The organism is Kordia jejudonensis, from assembly GCF_001005315.1.
Lineage (GTDB): Bacteria > Bacteroidota > Bacteroidia > Flavobacteriales > Flavobacteriaceae > Kordia > Kordia jejudonensis.
On the sequence record NZ_LBMG01000015.1, the window covers coordinates 12,200 to 32,558 of the forward strand.

At 34.5% G+C, this 20,359-nt stretch carries 21 protein-coding genes; 11 read left to right on the plus strand and 10 right to left on the minus strand.

Translation table 11 applies throughout. From position 1 onward, the window contains the following. The first annotated feature begins 296 nt into the window (after window positions 1–296). Together AA089_RS09855 and AA089_RS09860 are read left to right on the plus strand one after the other, a co-directional pair. Window positions 297–2,885, plus strand: coding sequence for a phosphoenolpyruvate carboxylase (locus AA089_RS09855; protein ID WP_046756779.1), 2,589 nt, complete (start codon window positions 297–299; stop codon window positions 2,883–2,885). Between the two features lie 287 nt (window positions 2,886–3,172). Then, window positions 3,173–3,685: a DinB family protein gene (locus tag AA089_RS09860; protein WP_046756780.1), complete on the plus strand. Its 513-nt coding sequence runs from the start codon at window positions 3,173–3,175 to the stop codon at window positions 3,683–3,685. Window positions 3,686–3,691: 6 nt separating this feature from the next. Here the strand turns inward: AA089_RS09860 and AA089_RS09865 are convergent, their stop codons facing one another. After that, a complete protein-coding gene (locus AA089_RS09865) occupies window positions 3,692–3,967 on the minus strand; it encodes a hypothetical protein (RefSeq protein WP_046756781.1) in 276 nt (91 codons plus the stop codon). A 133-nt stretch (window positions 3,968–4,100) separates the two neighbouring features. After that, entirely contained in the window at window positions 4,101–5,168 is a 1,068-nt protein-coding gene (aroB, locus tag AA089_RS09870; protein WP_046756782.1) for a 3-dehydroquinate synthase, read from the minus strand. Between the two features lie 97 nt (window positions 5,169–5,265). On the opposite strand from aroB, the gene AA089_RS09875 reads away from it, so the two are divergent. Then, on the plus strand, window positions 5,266–6,432 hold the full coding sequence (locus AA089_RS09875; protein WP_046756783.1) for a proline dehydrogenase family protein: 1,167 nt from the start codon (window positions 5,266–5,268) through the stop codon (window positions 6,430–6,432). Window positions 6,433–6,451: 19 nt separating this feature from the next. Here AA089_RS09875 and AA089_RS09880 read toward each other — a convergent pair whose 3' ends face one another. From AA089_RS09880 to porX, 8 genes are all read right to left on the minus strand, one after another. After that, window positions 6,452–6,838, minus strand: coding sequence for a DUF4258 domain-containing protein (locus AA089_RS09880; protein ID WP_046756784.1), 387 nt, complete (start codon window positions 6,836–6,838; stop codon window positions 6,452–6,454). A 3-nt stretch (window positions 6,839–6,841) separates the two neighbouring features. Further along, window positions 6,842–8,041, minus strand: coding sequence for an alanine dehydrogenase (locus tag AA089_RS09885; RefSeq protein ID WP_046756785.1), 1,200 nt, complete (start codon window positions 8,039–8,041; stop codon window positions 6,842–6,844). Window positions 8,042–8,098: 57 nt separating this feature from the next. Next, entirely contained in the window at window positions 8,099–8,680 is a 582-nt protein-coding gene (locus AA089_RS09890) for a hypothetical protein (RefSeq protein WP_241479990.1), read from the minus strand. Window positions 8,681–8,913: 233 nt separating this feature from the next. Beyond that, complete coding sequence (locus AA089_RS09895; RefSeq protein ID WP_241479991.1) at window positions 8,914–9,306, minus strand: hypothetical protein; 393 nt, start codon at window positions 9,304–9,306, stop codon at window positions 8,914–8,916. Between the two features lie 97 nt (window positions 9,307–9,403). Continuing rightward, complete coding sequence (locus AA089_RS25170) at window positions 9,404–9,556, minus strand: hypothetical protein (protein ID WP_162200433.1); 153 nt, start codon at window positions 9,554–9,556, stop codon at window positions 9,404–9,406. Window positions 9,557–9,723: 167 nt separating this feature from the next. After that, complete coding sequence (locus AA089_RS09900; RefSeq protein WP_241479992.1) at window positions 9,724–10,275, minus strand: hypothetical protein; 552 nt, start codon at window positions 10,273–10,275, stop codon at window positions 9,724–9,726. A gap of 290 nt (window positions 10,276–10,565) precedes the next feature. Then, the gene (tsaE, locus tag AA089_RS09905; RefSeq protein ID WP_046756787.1) at window positions 10,566–10,973 is read right to left on the minus strand and encodes a tRNA (adenosine(37)-N6)-threonylcarbamoyltransferase complex ATPase subunit type 1 TsaE; all 408 of its coding nucleotides are present in this window, start codon (window positions 10,971–10,973) and stop codon (window positions 10,566–10,568) included. Window positions 10,974–11,063: 90 nt separating this feature from the next. Then, window positions 11,064–12,611 carry a T9SS response regulator signal transducer PorX gene (gene porX, locus AA089_RS09910; RefSeq protein ID WP_046756788.1) on the minus strand — a complete coding sequence of 516 codons (1,548 nt, stop codon included), beginning with the start codon at window positions 12,609–12,611 and terminating at the stop codon, window positions 11,064–11,066. Between the two features lie 89 nt (window positions 12,612–12,700). Between porX and AA089_RS09915 the strand changes: the two genes are divergently transcribed. From AA089_RS09915 to AA089_RS09950, 8 genes are all read left to right on the plus strand, one after another. Continuing rightward, entirely contained in the window at window positions 12,701–13,930 is a 1,230-nt protein-coding gene (locus AA089_RS09915) for an HD domain-containing protein (RefSeq protein ID WP_046756789.1), read from the plus strand. A gap of 24 nt (window positions 13,931–13,954) precedes the next feature. Beyond that, window positions 13,955–14,983, plus strand: coding sequence for a UDP-3-O-(3-hydroxymyristoyl)glucosamine N-acyltransferase (lpxD, locus tag AA089_RS09920; RefSeq protein ID WP_046756790.1), 1,029 nt, complete (start codon window positions 13,955–13,957; stop codon window positions 14,981–14,983). Then, complete coding sequence (locus AA089_RS09925) at window positions 14,976–16,397, plus strand: bifunctional UDP-3-O-[3-hydroxymyristoyl] N-acetylglucosamine deacetylase/3-hydroxyacyl-ACP dehydratase (RefSeq protein ID WP_046756791.1); 1,422 nt, start codon at window positions 14,976–14,978, stop codon at window positions 16,395–16,397. The genes lpxD and AA089_RS09925 overlap by 8 nt, the downstream gene beginning before the upstream one ends. 152 nt (window positions 16,398–16,549) lie before the next feature. Beyond that, window positions 16,550–17,335 carry an acyl-ACP--UDP-N-acetylglucosamine O-acyltransferase gene (gene lpxA / locus AA089_RS09930; protein ID WP_046756792.1) on the plus strand — a complete coding sequence of 262 codons (786 nt, stop codon included), beginning with the start codon at window positions 16,550–16,552 and terminating at the stop codon, window positions 17,333–17,335. A gap of 12 nt (window positions 17,336–17,347) precedes the next feature. After that, a complete protein-coding gene (gene efp, locus AA089_RS09935) occupies window positions 17,348–17,914 on the plus strand; it encodes an elongation factor P (protein ID WP_046756793.1) in 567 nt (188 codons plus the stop codon). A gap of 80 nt (window positions 17,915–17,994) precedes the next feature. Then, window positions 17,995–18,939 (plus strand): UDP-3-O-(3-hydroxymyristoyl)glucosamine N-acyltransferase, encoded by a 945-nt coding sequence (locus AA089_RS09940; RefSeq protein ID WP_046756794.1) that lies wholly within the window; start codon window positions 17,995–17,997, stop codon window positions 18,937–18,939. An 87-nt stretch (window positions 18,940–19,026) separates the two neighbouring features. Further along, window positions 19,027–19,899 carry a succinate--CoA ligase subunit alpha gene (gene sucD / locus AA089_RS09945; RefSeq protein ID WP_046756795.1) on the plus strand — a complete coding sequence of 291 codons (873 nt, stop codon included), beginning with the start codon at window positions 19,027–19,029 and terminating at the stop codon, window positions 19,897–19,899. A gap of 153 nt (window positions 19,900–20,052) precedes the next feature. Beyond that, window positions 20,053–20,307 carry a hypothetical protein gene (locus AA089_RS09950; protein WP_046756796.1) on the plus strand — a complete coding sequence of 85 codons (255 nt, stop codon included), beginning with the start codon at window positions 20,053–20,055 and terminating at the stop codon, window positions 20,305–20,307. Window positions 20,308–20,359 lie beyond the last annotated feature (52 nt).

The following is a 20,359-nucleotide window of genomic DNA, read 5'->3' on the forward strand; positions in this document are numbered from 1 at the left end:
ATGAAAATCAGGATCTTATGACTTAATTTATAGAAGTCTTAAAGACACACTAAAAATTGTTAGTTGAACTAATCCTGATGAAAATCAGGATCTTATGACTCAATTTATAGAAGTCTGAAAGACGTACTAAAAATTGTTAGTTGAACTAATCCTGATGAAAATCAGGATCTTATGACTCAATTTATAGAAGTCTAAAAGACGCACTAAAAATTGTTAGTTGAACTAAATAAAAGTATTGAAATCTGCATATTACATACAGTTTCCATGCATTAACAACCAATAAAAAGACCAAACCCATGTCTCGCAAGCCAAAATTACAACGTTTTCAAGAAAATGTTTTCTCAAAATATCAAATCTACAACAGTATTTTCATGACCTTGCCCTTCGATGGAATCTCGAATACAGGTGTGTTATTGCCTTTATTTAGTGATACTTGTCAGCAAGGGTACGACTTGGATCGAAATCCAACACAAATCGTAGAAAAGTTTTTTGAACGTTATGTAAATAAAAACAAAACAGAGAAAGAAAAAGTAGATTTATTATTTCGTTTTATTCAATACATTGAACGACAAGTTGTATTATTTGATGCCGTGGAAGATGCCGCTTTCTCCATTGTAAACAATATGGAAGGTCGTGGTACGTTGCGAAACATACGAGAAGAAGCACAAGAAAAGAATCAGCTAGAAGCGTTAAAAGCACATTTAAAACGTTTCAAAGTGCGTCCTGTATTAACGGCGCATCCAACGCAGTTTTATCCTGGGCAAGTCTTAGGAATCATTACTGATTTGGCGGAAGCCATCAAAAAAGATGACTTACTTACCATCAAAAAACTATTGGCACAACTTGGAAAAACACCTTTCTTCAAAAAAGAAAAACCAACGCCGTACAATGAAGCGGTAAGTCTAATTTGGTATTTGCAAAATGTATTCTATCATTCCGCGAGCAAAATTTACAATTACATCAAAGAAAATATATTTGAAGGACAAGAATTTGATAATCAAGTTATCGATTTAGGTTTTTGGCCTGGTGGCGATCGTGACGGAAACCCGTTTGTTACAACTGAAATTACGTTAAAAGTAGCAGATCGACTCAGAAACACCATTTTAGTCAACTATTACCGTGACATACGTGAACTGAAGCGTAGACTCACATTTGATGGCGTAGAGAAGCGCTTGGTGCGTTTAGAACACATGTTGTACAACAATGTATACCTGCGCAATGAAGAAGGCATGTTGTCTTTAGTAGATTTTGAAGCTGAATTAAAAGCTATTAGAGACGTTATCATAGCAGATCATCAGTCGTTATTTGTTGCTGAGTTGGAAGAACTAATTAACAAAGTACAACTTTTTGGATATCACTTTGCCATGTTAGACATTCGACAAGATTCTAGAGTGCATGAAGGTGTATTTGAAAACATAGTTGATGTGATGAAAGCAAAAGGAAATCCTTTATTTTCAGTTGATTATGTAAATGCTACACCAGAAGAAAAAGTACAATTGCTAACACATATAACTGAAGTTGTTCAGCCAGAATACTTTACGGAAGAAATCACAAATGCCACAATTTCTTCGATCTACGCGATGAAAACCATACAAGAGCGAAATGGCGAACGTGGCGCCAATCGTTACATAATTAGCAACAATCAATCGGTAGTACACGTTATGGAAGCCTTTGCAATGTTGCGCTTGTGCGATTGGAAACAACCCGATGTTGATGTTTCTCCATTGTTTGAAACGGTTCCTGATTTACAAGCGGCGGAAACTGTAATGAAAACATTATATGAAAATGAAGCATACGCGGCACATTTAAAGCGACGAGGAAACAAACAATACATTATGTTAGGATTTTCTGATGGAACAAAAGATGGCGGTTATTTAATGGCAAACTGGAGTATTTTTAAAGCAAAAGAAGAGCTTACGGCAATTTCTAGAGCCTATGATATCAAAGTGATTTTCTTTGACGGTAGAGGTGGACCACCAGCACGCGGAGGCGGAAAAACACATCAATTTTATGCATCATTGGGAAGTACTGTAGAAGATGAAGAAATTCAGCTAACAGTACAAGGACAAACGATTAGTTCTAACTTTGGTACTGTAGCATCGTGTCAATACAACTTAGAGCAATTGTTGAGTTCAGGAATCTCAAATGAAATATTTTCAGGAGCTAAAGCAGAATTCTCTACAGATGATAAAAAGACGATGGAAACATTGGCAAAAGTAAGTTATGATACGTATGTAGCTTTTAAAAAGCATCCGATGTTTTTGCCGTATTTGGAGCGTATGAGTACGTTGAAATATTACGCCAAAACCAATATTGGAAGTCGTCCATCAAAACGTTCGAAGTCTAAAGAGTTCAATTTCTCAGATTTACGTGCCATTCCATTTGTGGGAAGTTGGAGTCAGTTGAAGCAAAATGTTCCAGGTTTTTATGGTGTAGGAACAGCACTAGAATTCATGGAGAAAAATGGAGAATTTGATCAAGTAGAAAATTTATACAAAAACTCTTCTTTCTTCCGCACATTGCTTGAAAATAGTATGATGAGCTTAACGAAGTCATTCTTTAAGTTAACGGCGTATATGAAAGAAAATGAGGAATATGGCGAATTTTGGACCATTATATTTGAAGAATATGAACGTACAAAACGAATGCTCTTAAAATTAACGGGTTACGAAACCTTGATGGAAAACGAACAAGCAGGAAAAGCTTCAATTCACGCACGCGAAAAGATTGTATTACCGTTACTTACGATTCAACAATTTGCTTTGCGTAAAATTCAAGAATTACAAAAAGATCCAAATGCAGACGAAAACGAACTCAAAACCTATGAAAAAATGGTAACACGTTCGTTATTTGGAAATATAAATGCGAGTCGTAATTCAGCATAGCTTTGGCTTTGCTTTTGGGCTTGTTCTCGCGAAGTCGGGAATCTTTTGGGTCGCTTCGCTTTTGGGTCGCTTCGCTTTTGGGTCGCTTTGCGTGAAACCTTAAATTTCTAGGAACGTCTTTCCTAGTACTTACACGTATAACAGTCTCCGCTAGCACGAGTTTTTACTTGTGCTAGCAACAACTTAGTTTTAATGATTGAATCATGTAATCTTTTCAGTTTTTAATCAAATAATAGTATCTTCATCCCGAAAATCAAAAAATCATAACTCCTAATTCCGTAATTCCCATGATATCATTTCCTGAAACGATAGAATACAATCCTTATTACACGCAATATATACAACATTTACAAGGAAAAGATGTATTGGTTGCACTTGCTAAAGGCGTAGAAGATGTGAATGAATTAATGGCATCTTTAACAGAAGAAAAGTTACAAAGTGCGTATGCAGAAGGAAAATGGACCATAAAAGAAGTGTTGCAGCACATTATGGATACAGAACGTATTTTTTGCAATAGAGCGTTACGCTTTGCGCGAAATGACAAAACAGAATTGCCAGGTTTTGAACAAGATGATTATGTGCCGTTTTCTGGAGCAAACGAACGTAATAGTATGGAAATGCTTCGCGAATACAATGCCATTCGTCAAGCGACCATTACGATGTTTCAAGGGTTTTCAGATGAAATGCTAAGTAGAGTTGGTATTGCTAGTGCAAGTAATATGTCTGTTCGTGCTATTGCACATGTACTTGCCGGACATGAGCGTCACCACATGAACGTTATCAACGAGCGTTATTTATAAGAAAGATCACTCTTCTGAAAAATCTTCAATAACATCAGGCACAATTTCTTCCAAATCATCAGATTCAGTAGCAATATTTGTCATAGTATAATGCAATTTACTGCTGACTTTTACTAAATAAATGGTGTCGTTAGTTTTGACTTCTACAGCTTCAATGGTGTTATTTCGGTGATCGTCAAAAATAATAATATCGCGATCTCTGTAGCCGCCTGGATAGCGTTCTTGTAAAAGTTGAAGAATTTCAGGTGTTACCTTCTTATAGTCTATGATTGCTTTTCTCATAGGAATAATTGTTTAAAATTAATACTACGGTCATAGTTAAATAGTGGGAATCTCTTACGAGTTAGATTATACTAAAAGTACAACTATTTTTTTTGAAAAGAAAAATAAAATGCCAGCTTAACGTCTTTTTATGTTAAGAATTATAAAAATTGAACGCGTCAATAATGGTTGCATTTGGCACAATTTTGTCCAAAACTGGCGATCCAATGTCAGTTAATAAAACAAAATTGATATTTCCATGAGAATTCTTTTTGTCATACTTCATCAAGTCGATAATATGTTCATAATCAGAATCTTCAAATGTTACCTTTCCATACATGTCTAAAATCACTTTCTTGATTTCGGTTAATTTTTCCAAAGGAAATTGCGTTTGTTTATTAGAAATGTAAGCAGCTAAGACCATTCCGATAGCAATCGCTTCTCCATGCAAAAGTGCTTTTTTGGTTTCGTGTGTTAGAAAGTATGATTCAATAGCGTGACCAAGTGTATGTCCAAAATTTAAAATCTTGCGGAGTCCTTTTTCAGTTGGATCTTCAGTAACAACTTGATTTTTTATTTGAACAGATTCATATATTAAAATATCTAAATCTTCAATAGTAAAATTTGAAAGATCAATCATTTTTTTCCAGTAGGCTTCATCATAAATTAAACCGTGTTTTAGCATTTCAGCTAATCCACTGCGCATTTCGTTAGCAGGCAACGTATTCAAAAATGCTGTATCAATCAAAACCATTTCAGGAATGTTAATCACGCCAATTTGATTTTTTAGTGTTCCTAAATCAACTCCCGTTTTTCCACCAACAGAAGCGTCAACCATTGCCAATAAAGAAGTTGGAACATTTATGTATGAAATTCCGCGTTTAAATGTAGAAGCTACAAATCCACCAAGATCGGTCACTACGCCGCCGCCAACATTGATCATCAAACTTTTGCGATCGGCATTTAATTCTGAAAGCACATTCCAAACGCCTGTACAGGTTTCAATATTTTTATGAATTTCTCCTGCATCAATCTGAATCACTTCTATAGGAGTTTCCGTAGCCAAAACTGCCAAGAAATTCGGCAAGCAATATTCGTGCGTATGCGTATCAACCAAGATAAAAATCTTAGAATAATTAATATCTTGTAAATGCTCGTGGAGTTTCGTGTAACAATTGGAATTGAAATGAACGAAATAATTCGCTGCTTGAATGGAATTCATAAACTAAAAAAAACTTTAAATCATCACAAAATAAAGCCTTTTTTACACAAAAAAATAATAATTCAATAACTATATTTGTGATCGTAACTATTTACAAATGGATCAAATTTTCAATAATACGGAGAATGCTTTTGCGCTAAAAACAGATTCTCAACTCGAAAGAGCTTACTTTTTATTCAAACTTATTGCAAACCAACCACTTGTTCGTATCGGAACTGCGGTAACTAACTTCGCTATTAAAGCACATTTGCCTGTAGAAAGCCTAATTAGAGCTACTGTTTTCGACCATTTTTGTGGTGGAACAACAGAGGAAGAATGTTTGCCAGTTGTAGATAAAATGTTTGAAAAAGGTGTTTGTAGCGTATTAGATTATTCTGTAGAAGGAAAAGAAGAAGAAGCACAGTTTGATGCGACGCTGGAGAAAATATTGAAGATTTTACATTTCGTTAAAGAAAAACAAGCCATTCCATTTGCAGTTTTTAAACCTACGGGTTTTGGCAGAATTTCATTGTATCAAAAAGTTGGCGAAGGAACAGCACTCACTACAGCTGAGCAAGAGGAATGGGCTAGAGTAGTAGAACGTTTTGATGTCGTTTGTAAAAGGGCGCATGAAATGGATGTTGCTTTATTAATTGACGGCGAAGAAAGTTGGATGCAAGATGCAGCAGATGAAGTAGTTGCAGATATGATGCGAAAGTATAATAAAGAAAAAGCCATTGTTTATAACACGTTGCAAATGTATCGTTGGGATCGTCTCGACTATCTAAAGCAATTACATATTGATGCAAAGGCGCAAGGATTTCACATTGGAATGAAGTTAGTGCGCGGCGCGTATATGGAAAAAGAAAATACTCGCGCAGAAGAATTAGGATACAAATCGCCAATATGTATATCAAAACAAGCAACGGACGAAAATTTTGATGCGGCTGTTGCGTATATGTTAGATCATTTGGATTGTATGGCAATTTTTGCAGGAACGCATAATGAGGAAAGTTCATATAAAGTTGCCGAAATTATGAAAGCTAAGCAAATTGAAAATAGTGATTCACGTGTTTGGTTTGGTCAATTATATGGAATGAGCGATCATATTAGTTTTAATTTAGCTGCTGAAGGATACAATGTTGCTAAATATTTGCCATTTGGTCCCGTGAGAGATGTAATGCCATATTTGATTCGAAGAGCTGAAGAGAATACTTCTGTAGCTGGTCAGACTTCGAGAGAATTAAGTTTGTTAAAACAAGAAAAGAAAAGAAGAAAATTGTAACGTAAATACGCTACTTTTTTTAGTTCACCATTTTAATTTTCTGAATAATGGCTGTTCTATCGCAGTTTAACACTGAAAGTTCAATTTCTTTGTTGCGAAGCATTCCTTCAATAATATAAAGCTTACAGCTATCAACTTTTACCTTACTTCTAGAAAAGTCTACATCGCCATATTCTAATATATTAGATATTTCTGTAGTGTCAATCTCTTTATTATCAATCAATTGTCTTATTTCAGGAGAAAATTGACGTGCTTTCATTCGTATATTACTCAGTGTACGTGCATTTGGAAGATAGTTGAATTCACATTGTACGCCACGTCCACGAATAAGGAACGCAAAAAGAATCATTCCAATGGCAACACCTCCTAAATAAAATCCTATACGTCTTAAAAGACTACTGTTCATATTCTAAAAAATTAGAAAATTAATATCTGTATGTGGAAGATTGAACCAATCTGCTACAGATTTATTTGTTAAAACTCCGTGGTAAAAGTACAAACCATTTTTCAATCCTTTATCAAAACGTAGTGAATTTTCTAAACCACCTTCTTCGGCAATTTTTAATAGATAAGGAGTAAAAATATTACTGATTGATACTGAAGCAGTTCTGGAATATCTAGCTGGAATATTTGGTACACAATAATGGATTACGCCAAATTTTTCAAACGTTGGGTGATCGTGCGTAGTAATTTCGCTAGTTTCTATGCAACCGCCCATATCAATGCTGACATCAATAATTACGGCACCTTTTTTCATATGTTCCACCATTGCTTCTGTAACCAAAATAGGCGATCTGTTTTTTCCACGAACGGCGCCAATTAAAACATCGCAACGTTTCAAAGCTTTCATTAAATTTTTTGGCTGAATGGTAGATGTGTAAATAGGTCTGCCTAAATTGGTTTGAATGCAACGCAATTTCGTTATCGAATTGTCAAAAACTTTTACATTTGCACCTAAACCTAAAGCTGAACGAGCAGCAAATTCTCCAACAGTTCCAGCGCCAACAATGACAACTTCTGCTGGTGGAACGCCGCTGATATTTCCTAGCATCAATCCGTTACCATTATTGACATTTGCCATCAATTCGGAAGCGATTAACACTGAAGCAGTTCCAGCAATTTCACTCAATGAACGCACTGCTGGATACGTTCCGTCTTCATCACGAATATATTCAAAAGCAAGTGCGGTAACTCGCTTGTTGGCTAACATTTCAAAATACTTTTTTGATCGAATTTTGATTTGTAAAGCGGAAATTAATATTGCTTGTGGATTTAGTAATTCCAGTTCTTTAATCGTTGGCGGTTCAACTTTTAAAACAATAGGGCAGGAGAATACTTTTTGTGTATCATTTGTGATTTCACCACCAGCTTCGGTATAATCTTTATCGGAAAAATTAGCTTCTTTCCCGGCACAACTTTCAATTAATACACGATGTCCGTGAGCAACAAGCGCGGCAACCGCATCAGGTGTAAGACATACTCGTTTTTCTTGATACGAAGTTTCTTTTGGAATTCCGATAAACAATTCTTGTTTATGTTTCAGAATTTCAAGCGTTTCCTCTTGTGGAAGTAATTGTTGTTTGGTAAATGGTGATAAAGATTCCGCCATGAAGCTTTGTATTGATTAGAATAATGAAGTTACAAATAAATATGAAGTTAAAAAACACTATTTATTTTCTTCAAGCATTTCTTGTTCTTTTCGTTCGTATTCGGCGAGTTCTGCATCAATTTTTTCTAAATCGATATTGTAAACATATTTATCAAAAAGTTTGATTCTTATGAAATATACAATTGGTACTATTATCATCATGATCGGAATTACCCAATAGATTTCTAATTCATCAAAATTTTCTGATTCATCATTAATTGCTTGTATCAACTGAAATGCAAACATGGCTATTGGTATTAAAAGCACATGATACCACCAATCTCGACAAGTAAAAAACCATAATATAAGTAAAAATAAGGGTATAATTTTATTCATACAAACCCAACCAACCATTCTTACATTTTCATAATAGTTACTTTCAAAAGTAAAAAAGAAAGTTTCCCAAGTTCTATTTTTAGGGAAACTTTCGTATAAATAAAATATATATGGTGTTATCGCAATTAAAAAAGCGACTATAGTAGATTTTATTAATTTATTTTTAGTTGTTCCTCGGAAGCTTAATTTTGTCTTTTCTGACTCCTTCTTCGGTTTGGTATGGATTGTCTTCATCAGCAATACTGTCTGGGTTACAAGATACAAATAATATTGTTGATACGGCTGCTAAAATGTAAAGGTAGAATTTAGTTTTCATTTGATATTAGGTTTATTTAGTTTAACGATGGGTCAAACTTATATAATAAACAACTAATTATCAGAAAATTATGTATATAAATTTTCTACGTACTTTTGTTGAATTTGGGTTAATCCAACAAAAGTCGTAGAATTTTAGTTTTCTTGTATTTTAGCGTAAGTATTTTCGCGAATATACAGATTTATTTTAGTTCATTTATGTTTTGAGCTTCTTTTTCTTTACGATCATACTCATCTAGTTCTGCTTCAATTTTCTTTAAATCGATTCCTAGGACCAGTTTGTCAAATAATTTTATTCTTATGAGGTACACTATCGGCACTACAACCATCATGATTGGTATCATCCAATAAATTTCAACTTCATCTATGTATTGCTTGTCATCATTTATTACTGTAAATAATTGAAATGAGTACATAGCAATTGGGATTAAAATAACATGATACCACCAATGCTTACAGGTAATAAACCATACAATTAGTAATAATATTGGCACAAGCTTACTTGTAAATAACCAAGCAAAATCATTTAAATTTTTATATCCATAACTTTTAAAAGTAAAAAACCAAGTCTCCATTGTTTCAGTTTCTGGAAAACTAGTATATAAATAAAATATATACGGAGATATAGCAATTAAAACTGCAGCTATGGATCCATAAAGTAAAGAAGTCTTTTTATCCGTTTGACGTTCTTGGTAATTTGTCTTTTCTGATTCCTTCTTCTGTTTCGTATGGGTTGTCTTCATCAGCAATGCTATCTGGATTACAAGATACAAATAAAATTGTTGATACAGCAGCTAATAGGTAAAGGTAGAATTTAGTTTTCATCTTATTAATTTAGATTATTTAGTTTAACGATGGGTCAAACTTATTGAATAACCAACAGTTACCTTTAAAAATAGCATAATATATTTTCTATGTACTTTTGTTAGTTTTATCTAAACTTAACGCAATACATAGAAAATAGTATATCTTATTTATTTCAATGAACTTATCTATTCCTGTTTGTTAATTAATAGACTTTGTTGTTCTTTTTCTTTTCGCTCATATTCTTCTAATTCTGCCTCTATTTTTTTGAGATCAATTCCGTGTATAAGTTTATCGAATAATTTTATTCTTATTAAATATACAATAGGAGTTATGATCATCATTATGGGTATGATGTAATATATTTCAAAAGCATCAAAATATTCAGTATCATCATTTAATAGACTAAATAATTGAAATGAAAGTAGCGCAATAGGTATTAAAATTGCATGATACCACCAATTCCTACATGTTAAAAACCACAATATAAGTAAAAGTAGTGGTGCTAATTTATTTGTAATATGCCAAATTGCTAATTGAGCACTTTCAAAATAATTACTATTATATGTGAAAAACGGAGTTTTCCATATTTTTTCATCAGGTACACCTTCATATAAATAGAATAAATATGGAGATATAACCAGAAGAAGAGCAATGATACTACCCGTTAGTAGGGATTTTGTTGCTTTTCTCTTTTTTAAGTCCTTCTTCTGTTTGGTATGGGTTGTCTTCGTCTGCAATGCTATCTGGGTTACAAGACACAAATGTTACCGATGCTAATACTACTGCTGCGAATACATAATTTCTTAATTTCATTTTGTTTAGGTTTTAGTTTTACGATGATGCAAACTTATCCATTTAAACAAGTGATTTTTAAGAAATTACCATATTTTATTTTCTACGTATTTTTACCAGTTTTTCTGTTTTTTATGTATCTATAAGAATTTTCTTCAAGATACTACAAAAGTCATTTGTTTGTCAGTCTTTTAGTTTATTTTAGGTTAATAGTTCTTGTTTTTCGGTAAAGCGTTCAATTTTTTAGGTGAATTGTACGCAATTGCTCATTTATCTTCTTAATATGTATTTGGGTAATGTCATTTGGTAATAAATTTTCAATGCGTTCTGGCCATTCTATAAAACACCAAGCATCACTATATAAGTAATCCTCTATACCTATATCATAGGCTTCAACTTCGTCCTCTATCCGATAACAATCAAAATGGTAAATGATATCATTCTGCGTGCGATATTCGTTTACAATGGAAAATGTTGGACTGTTAGTAAGTTCATTTACACCTAATTGCTTTGCCAATATTTTTATAAGTGTAGTTTTTCCAACACCCATTTCCCCATGAAAAGCAATTATTTTATGTTCAGATTTCGCTAAAATAGCTTCAGCAATCTCTTCAATTTGCGAAAGCGTGTATTCTTTTTGCACTAGTATTTTTATTTAAGAGCTTTTCTCCAAAATTAATAAAAATTCTCCAATTCCTTATAAAATCTATTATTGCGCCTGTTTGTTATGACATTATCTTGGCGATAAAACGGCAAAAGGAATAATCATTTCTTCCAAAGAAACACCACCATGTTGGTAGGTATTTCTGTAATAACTTACGTAATGATTGTAGTTATTTGGATATGCGAAGAACAAATCGGTCTTAGCAAAAATAAAGGAACTACTCATGTTTATAGTTGGCAAATGAATGGTTCTTGGATCTTTAGCAGCCAATACATCTTTTTTCTCATAGGTGAGACTTCTTCCTGTTTTGTAGCGAAGATTCAAACTTGTATTTTTGTCGCCAACTACTTTTGAAGGATGTTTTACGTTGATAGTTCCATGATCAGTTGTGATAATTAATTTGAAACCCAAACGTTGCGATTGCTGAATGATATCTAATAAAGGAGAGTTTTTAAACCAACTTTGTGTCAGCGATCTGTACGCTTTGTCATTAGAAGCCAATTCTTTCACAACTTCCATTTCGGTTTTAGCATGTGAGAGCATGTCTACGAAGTTGTACACCACAACCGTTAAATCATTATCTTTTTGCGATTTAAAGTTGTCAGCAAGCTTTCGTCCACCTTTTAAGCTAGTAATCTTGTGATATTCATGTTTAATATTGAGTCCTAAACGCTTCAATTGAGCTTTTAAGAAATCATTTTCATGTAAATTTTTTCCACCTTCTTCCGTATCATTCTTCCAATATTCAGGATGTAGTTTTTCCATGTCAGAAGGCATTAATCCTGAAAAAATAGCATTTCTAGCATATTGTGTTGCTGTCGGAAGTATGCTCACAAACGGAACTTCTTTCTCCTTTTTATAATGCGTATTTACAATAGGTTCAAAAGCTTTCCATTGATCGTAACGTAAATTATCAACGACAACCAATAAAGTAGGTTGCGCTTTGCTAATTTCAGGAACAACCAATTCTCTAAACAACGTGTGCGACATTATCGGCGCATCTTCATTGCCAAACCAATCAGGATAATTTTTATCAATAAATTTTCCAAACTGAACATTGGCTTCGTTCTTTTGAGATTCTAGAATTTCAAACATGCCTGTATCTTCAATATCTTCGAGTTGTAGTTCCCAATAAATCAATTTCTGATACAACTCAATCCATTCTTCAATCGAATTGACCATAGACATTTCCATAGCAATCTTTCGAAACTCTTGCTGATAGTTTGAAGTCGTTTTTTCCGAAACCAATCGAGAATGATCTAAATTTTTCTTCAAACTCAATAATATCTGGTTCGGATTCACAGGTTTTATCAAATAATCTGCAATTTTAGAACCAATAGCTTCTTCCATAATATATTCTTCCTCGCTCTTCGTAATCATTACCACAGGAAGATTATTTTGCTTCTCTTTTAACTCTGCTAAGGTTTCAATTCCCGTCAAACCAGGCATATTTTCATCCAAAAACACAATATCATAACGATCTTCATCAATCATTTCAATCGCTTCTGTTCCGCTTGTACATGTGGTAACGTCGTAATTTTTTTTCTGTAAAAAGAGAATATGTGGTTTTAATAAATCAATTTCATCATCAACCCAAAGAATCTTGAATGCACTCATGTATGTCTTTATTTAGTAAATTGTTAGTAAGGTGTCTTGTAATGTACTTATATTTGTGCTTATTCTAAAAAAGTATAAAAAACTACACATTGAATACTAGAAATAAGCTTAAAATCTTAAACGACCCAATTTACGGATTTATTACAATTCCCAATCCGCTCATTTTTGATTTAATTGAACATAAATACTTTCAGCGCTTACGCCGAATTTCACAAATGGGCATGTCATACCTAGTGTATCCTGGTGCGCATCATACACGTTTTCATCATGCGCTAGGATGTATGCATCTGATGCAAAAAGCAATTCAAGTGCTTTGTTTTAAAGGAGTTGACATTTCTGAAGATGAAAAACAAGCCTTGCTCATTGCAATATTGTTACATGATATTGGTCACGGACCTTTTTCGCACGCTATGGAACACAGTATTGTAAATAGTGTGCATCATGAAGAAATTTCGTTGCTTTTGATGGAACAATTAAATAAAGAATTTAACGGAAGTTTAACGCTTGCTATCGAAATATTCAAAGGAAACTATCCTCGAAAGTTTATGTATCAGTTAATATCGGGTCAAATAGATATGGACAGAGCCGATTATTTAAAGCGTGATAGTTTTTACACAGGAGTTGCAGAAGGAAACATCAATTCGGAACGCATTATTACCATGCTAAATGTGGTTGATGATGAATTGGTCATTGAAGAAAAAGGCATCTATTCGGTTGAAAAATTCCTCGTTGCCAGACGATTAATGTATTGGCAAGTATACTTACACAAAACAAGTTTAGTTGCTGAACAATTGCTGATCAGAGTATTAAAAAGAGCCAAAGAACTTACGCTTCAAGGAGCACAATTACAAGCAAGTGGCGCGTTATCATTTTTTATTCAAAATGAAATATCAATAGAGGATTTTAACTTTGAAGTTTTGGACACATTTGCAAAACTAGATGATTATGATGTCGTTTCTGCCATGAAAGAATGGATGTATGAAGATGACTTTATACTATCAAATCTTTGTAAAATGATCATCAATCGTGATTTATTACGAATCAAAGTCAAAAACAAAAAGATTTCTGAGAAAAAACTTCAAAGCGAAACACAATCACTCATGAAAAAACACAACATTATCCAAGAAGAAGCGGCGTATTTTGTGTTCTCAGGGGAAATTTCGAACCAAGCATACAAAACCACAAGTCAGAACATAAACATCCTCATGAAAACTGGAAAAGTGCAAGATGTTGTCAAAGCTTCAGACCAATTAAACCTAAAAGCGCTCTCAAAACTTGTGACAAAATATTATATATGTTACCCAAAACACAAACTTTAGGAGTTTTTTTATATTTTTGCGGCAATGAAGTTTACAGCGACACAAATAGCAGGTATTTTAGAAGGAGATATCGTAGGTAATCCAAACACCGAAGTATCAAAACTTTCTAAAATAGAAGAAGGTATGGAAGGTTCTCTAACTTTCTTAGCAAATCCGAAATACACACAGTACATCTATAGTACGCGTGCGTCCATTACCATTGTAAATAAAGATTTCAGTGCGGAAGAAGAAATCACAACCACACTCATAAAGGTTGATGATGCATACAAATCGTTCTCAAAGCTACTAGAATACTACAATAAGGTAAAACTAAACAAAGTAGGAATAGAGCAACCAGCATTCATTTCAGAATCGGCTACCTATGGAAAAGAACTCTACTTTGGAGCGTTTTCATATATGGGCGATAATGTTATAATTGGCGATTACGTAAAAGTATATCCAAACGCATACATTGGCGATAATGTAACTATTGGGAACAATGTGGTTATCTTCGCTGGCGCTAAAATTTACTCAGAATCAGTCATTGGCGACAATTGTGTTATTCATAGTGGAGCCATTGTAGGTGCAGACGGTTTTGGCTTTTCGCCGAATGAACATGGAGAATATCAAAAAGTACCACAAACTGGAAATGTAATTCTGGAAGCTAATGTAGACATTGGCGCAGGAACTACGATTGATAGAGCAACGCTTGGTTCAACAATCATTCGAAAAGGCGTGAAGCTCGACAATCAAATCCAAATTGCACACAATGTAGAAATTGGTAAAAATACGGTCATTGCTGCACAAACAGGAATTGCAGGTTCAACCAAAATAGGAGAAAACTGTATGATCGGTGGACAAGTTGGAATTGTAGGGCACATTACCATCGGTGACAACGTAAAAATTCAAGCACAATCAGGAATCGGAAGAAACATAAAAGACAACGAAACTTTACAAGGTTCGCCAGCACTAAACTATGGAGATTACAACAAATCGTATGTATACTTCAAAAATCTTCCTAAACTTGCAAAATCAATCAATCAACTAGAAAAAAAAATAAACAACAATGAGTGAAATTATTGTTAAACAAAAAACCATCGCCAAAGAAATATCTCTTAAAGGTGTCGGATTACATACAGGAAAAGAAGTTACACTAACATTCAAACCTGCACCAGAAAACTACGGATACGCTTTCATGCGAACAGATTTGGAAGGAAATCCTATCATTGAAGCAGATGCTAATTACGTGGTAAACACACAACGTGGAACAGTTTTGGAAAAAAGAGGTGTCAAAATTCAAACTTGCGAACACGTTTTAGCTGCGTTGGTAGGTTTAGAAATAGACAATGTTCTTATTGAACTAAACGAATCTGAACCTCCAATCATGGACGGTTCGGCAAAATTTTTCCTAGAAGCCATAGAAGAAGCAGGAATTATTGAGCAAGACAAACCGCGTGAAGAATACATCATCAAAGACGTTATTTCATATATAGATGAAGAAACAGGAAGCGAAATTACCGTAATTCCTTCTGATGAATACCAGGTAACCACAATGGTAGATTTCGGTACGAAAGTATTAGGAACACAAAACGCAACTTTAAAACACATTTCTGACTTTAAAAAAGACATTGCAAGTTCTAGAACATTCAGTTTCTTACATGAATTAGAAATGTTATTAGAACATGGTTTAATAAAAGGTGGCGACTTAAACAATGCCATTGTATATGTAGATAAAGAATTATCACCAGAAACAATGGACAAACTACGTGTTGCTTTTGGAAAAGACGACATTGCGGTAAAGCCAAATGGAATCTTAGACAATCTTACCTTACATCATCCAAACGAAGCAGCGCGTCATAAATTACTAGATGTAATCGGTGATTTGGCTTTAGTGGGTACACGCATTCGCGGAAAAGTAATCGCTAACAAACCAGGACACTTTGTAAACACACAATTTGCTAAAAAACTAGCAAAAATCATCAAAATAGAAAAGCGTAACAACGTTCCAACATACGATTTGCACAAAACTCCGTTAATGGACATCAATCAAATCATGACGATGTTACCACACAGACCACCGTTTTTATTGGTTGATAAAATATTAGAAATATCTGACAGTCATGTGGTTGGTGTAAAAAATGTAACGATGAACGAACCATTTTTCGTCGGACATTTCCCAGGCGCACCAGTAATGCCAGGTGTTTTACAAGTAGAAGCGATGGCGCAAACAGGAGGAATCTTAGTACTAAGTACGGTTCCAGATCCTGAAAACTACTTAACTTTCTTTATGAAAATAGACAAAGTAAAATTCAAACAAAAAGTAGTTCCTGGTGACACATTAATATTCAAAGCAGATTTAATTACGCCAATTCGAAGAGGAATTTGTCACATGCAAGCTTATGCCTATGCAAATGGTAAACTCGTTGCAGAAGCAGAACTCATGGCACAAATCGCACGTAAAAAAGAAGAAGACATTGTAAAAAAATAACGCTTCCTATAAAAAGTGTATTTTGTTACAGATAAACTATCTTAGAAGAAATTTCAAGGTATTAAAAAAAGTAAAAATATACAGACGTAAGTGTCAGTGTATTTAAAACTCGAATAGCGAGTCGAATCATAGAAATAACTAAAAATTAGTAGATGAATCAACCTTTAGCATACGTTCATCCAGGTGCAAAAATTGCCAAGAATGTGGTCGTAGAACCATTTACAACCATTCACAACAATGTGATCATTGGCGAAGGAACTTGGATTGGTTCCAATGTGACCATCATGGAAGGAGCACGAATCGGAAAAAATTGTAACATATTTCCAGGAGCTGTCATATCTGCACCACCACAAGATTTAAAATACCAAGGAGAAGATACCATCACTGAAATAGGAGATAATACCACCATACGTGAATGTGTTACCATTAACAAAGGAACTTCTGATCGTATGAAAACGAAAATAGGTAAAGACTGTCTAATCATGGCATATTGCCACGTAGCACACGATTGTATAGTTGGTGATAATTGTATATTTTCCAACAATAGTACCTTAGCCGGACATATTACGGTAGGCGATCATGTGATCCTTGCGGGAATGACTGCCGTACATCAATTTTGCTCTATCGGAAACCATGCCTTCGTTACTGGTGGATCGTTAGTGCGTAAAGATGTTCCGCCTTACGTAAAAGCTGCGCGTGAACCATTATCTTACGTCGGAATCAACTCTGTTGGATTGCGTAGACGTGGATTTACAACCGAAAAAATACGCGAGATTCAAAACATTTTTAGAATTCTTTATCAAAGAAACTACAACAACACACAAGCTGCCGAAATCATAGAAGCAGAAATGGAAGCCACTACAGAGCGCGATGAAATTTTACAATTCATCAAAAACTCACACAGAGGAATCATGAAAGGATATATTACATCAAATTAAACAACTTACAACATGGCAAGTACTTCAGATATTCGTAAAGGATTGTGCATTCGTTACAACCACGACATCTTTAAAATCATAGAATTTTTACACGTAAAACCAGGAAAAGGTCCTGCATTTGTGCGTACAAAACTAAAAAGTGTAACTACAGGAAAAGTGATAGATAATACATTTTCTGCTGGACACAAAATTGACGATGTTCGTGTAGAAACACATACGTTTCAGTACTTATACAATGATGGAGATACATTCCACTTCATGAATACAGCGGATTACAATCAAATTACACTTCAAAAATCTGCCTTAGACGCACCAGAATTACTAAAAGAAGGCGAAAATGTAAAAATTCTGATCAATTCGGAAGACAACATGCCGTTATCAGTAGACATGCCAGCAAGTGTAATTCTAGAAGTAACGCACACGGAACCAGGTGTAAAAGGAAATACAGCAACAAATGCTACAAAACCTGCAACAGTAGAAACAGGTGCACGCGTCAATGTTCCTTTATTCATCAATGAAGGCGACAAAATCAAAATAGAAACAGAAAAAGGTTCCTACATGGAACGTATAAAAGAATAAACACTACGAAAAGCTCAATAGTCAATTATTGAGCTTTTTTTAATTTCAACACAGCTGATTCAATACATAAAAAATCACAGATGAAATTCCCAAGAATACACACACTCAAAGAAATTGCTTCAATTATCAATACATCGTATGTTGGAGACGCTTCGTTTCCTGTACATGGAATGAACGAAATACATGTAGTTGAAGCTGGAGATATCGTTTTTGTAGATCATCCAAAATATTACGACAAAGCGCTAGAGTCAAAGGCGACAATCGTATTAATCAACAAAGAAGTAACTTGCCCAGAAGGAAAAGCATTATTAATTTCCGACGATCCTTTTAGAGATTTCAATACGCTAACCAATCATTTCAGACCATTTGTAAGTGCTTCGGCATCTATTGCGCCAACAGCAACCATCGGAGAAAGAACGGTTATTCAACCCAACTGTTTCATAGGAAATAATGTTACTATTGGAAATGATTGTTTGATTCATGCCAATGTTGCCATCTATGACAATGCCGTCATTGGAAACAATGTTACCATTCACTCAGGAACGGTTTTAGGAGCAGATGCTTTCTATTACAAAAAACGTCCTGAAGGTTTTGACAAATTGCGCTCAGGCGGAAGAGTGATTTTGGAAGACAATGTAGATTTGGGTTCGTTATGTACCATTGATAAAGGTGTTACAGGCGATACGACCATAAAAGAAGGAACAAAAATAGACAACCAAGTACATGTTGGACATGATACGGTAATTGGAAGAAAATGTTTAATAGCTTCTCAAACAGGAATTGCTGGTTGCGTTGTCATTGAAGATGAAGTAACCATTTGGGGACAAGTAGGAATCACAAGCGGAATTACCATAGGAGCAAAGGCGGTAATTTCGGCACAATCTGGCGTAAGCAAAGGATTAGATGCAGGAAAAAGCTACTTTGGAACTCCAGCAGATGACTTTAGAAAAAAATACAAAGAAATTGCGTCAATTCGCCAAATTCCTGAATTGATCGAACGAATAGAAAAGCTAGAAAAAAAATAGTTAGATCAATTATTGATAAAACTCAAAAAATACTTTATAAATAGTAGATAAAAAACTATTTTTGTTCAGCCAAAAAACAAATATCAAATGAGCGTTTTAGTAAACAAAGATTCAAAAATAATTGTTCAAGGATTTACAGGAAGTGAAGGAACATTTCATGCAGGTCAAATGATTGAGTACGGAACTAACGTAGTTGGTGGTGTAACTCCAGGAAAAGGTGGACAAACTCACTTAGACAAACCCGTTTTTAATACAGTTTCTGAAGCTGTTGAAAAAGTAGGAGCAGACACAACTATCATTTTCGTACCGCCAGCATTTGCTGCAGATGCAATTATGGAAGCTGCGGATGCAGGTATCAAAGTAATTATCACAATTACGGAAGGCATTCCTGTTGCAGATATGACAAAAGTTGCTGCATACATTGCAAACAAAGACTGTCGCTTAGTAGGTCCTAACTGTCCAGGCGTAATAACACCAGGAGAAGCAAAAGTAGGAATCATGCCAGGATTTGTTTTCAAACAAGGAAAAGTAGGAATTGTTTCTAAATCAGGAACCTTAACATACGAAGCCGCCGATCAAGTAGTAAAACAAGGATTGGGAATCACCACTGCAATTGGTATTGGAGGAGATCCAATTATTGGAACTACAACAAAAGAAGCTGTTGAATTACTTATCAACGATCCAGCAACAGAATGTGTAGTAATGATCGGAGAAATTGGAGGACAATTAGAAGCAGACGCGGCTAAATGGTACCAAGAAAGTGGAAGTAAAAAACCAGTTGTAGGTTTCATCGCAGGAGAAACTGCCCCTAAAGGAAGAACAATGGGACATGCCGGAGCAATTGTTGGTGGCGCTGATGATACAGCAGAAGCTAAGAAACGAATCATGCGCGAATGTGGAATTCACGTAGTAGATTCGCCAGCAGAAATTGGAAAAAAAGTAGCAGAAGTGATGGGATAACATCATTTTAAAATATATATAAAACGCATTGTCAACGTATTGATAATGCGTTTTTTTATGCTTATAATTTATGAATTTGAAGTATAGTTTCTTTTAATAAAATAATTTCATGTGTAGCTTAGATTCGAAAAATTAATTTAAAATACATTAACCATGAAAAAAAGAAATCTAAACAATCTAACATTAAACAAGAAGTCAATTTCTAACCTTGCAGCTCAAAATGGAGTTGTTGGTGGATTCAAAACAGAATCTTGTGTACCATTAGGAATTTGTTGTCCAACACACGATGCTGCTTGCCCAACACACGATTGTACTGGTACAGGAACGGGAACTGGTACAGGAAATGAAACCGTAGATTTTCCTTGTGGAGAACGAACAATCTCTTGTCCAGATTTAGGAATTTGCTAAATTTCAAAAACTTACAGATCAATAAGCGAACTTCGGTTCGCTTTTTTTATAC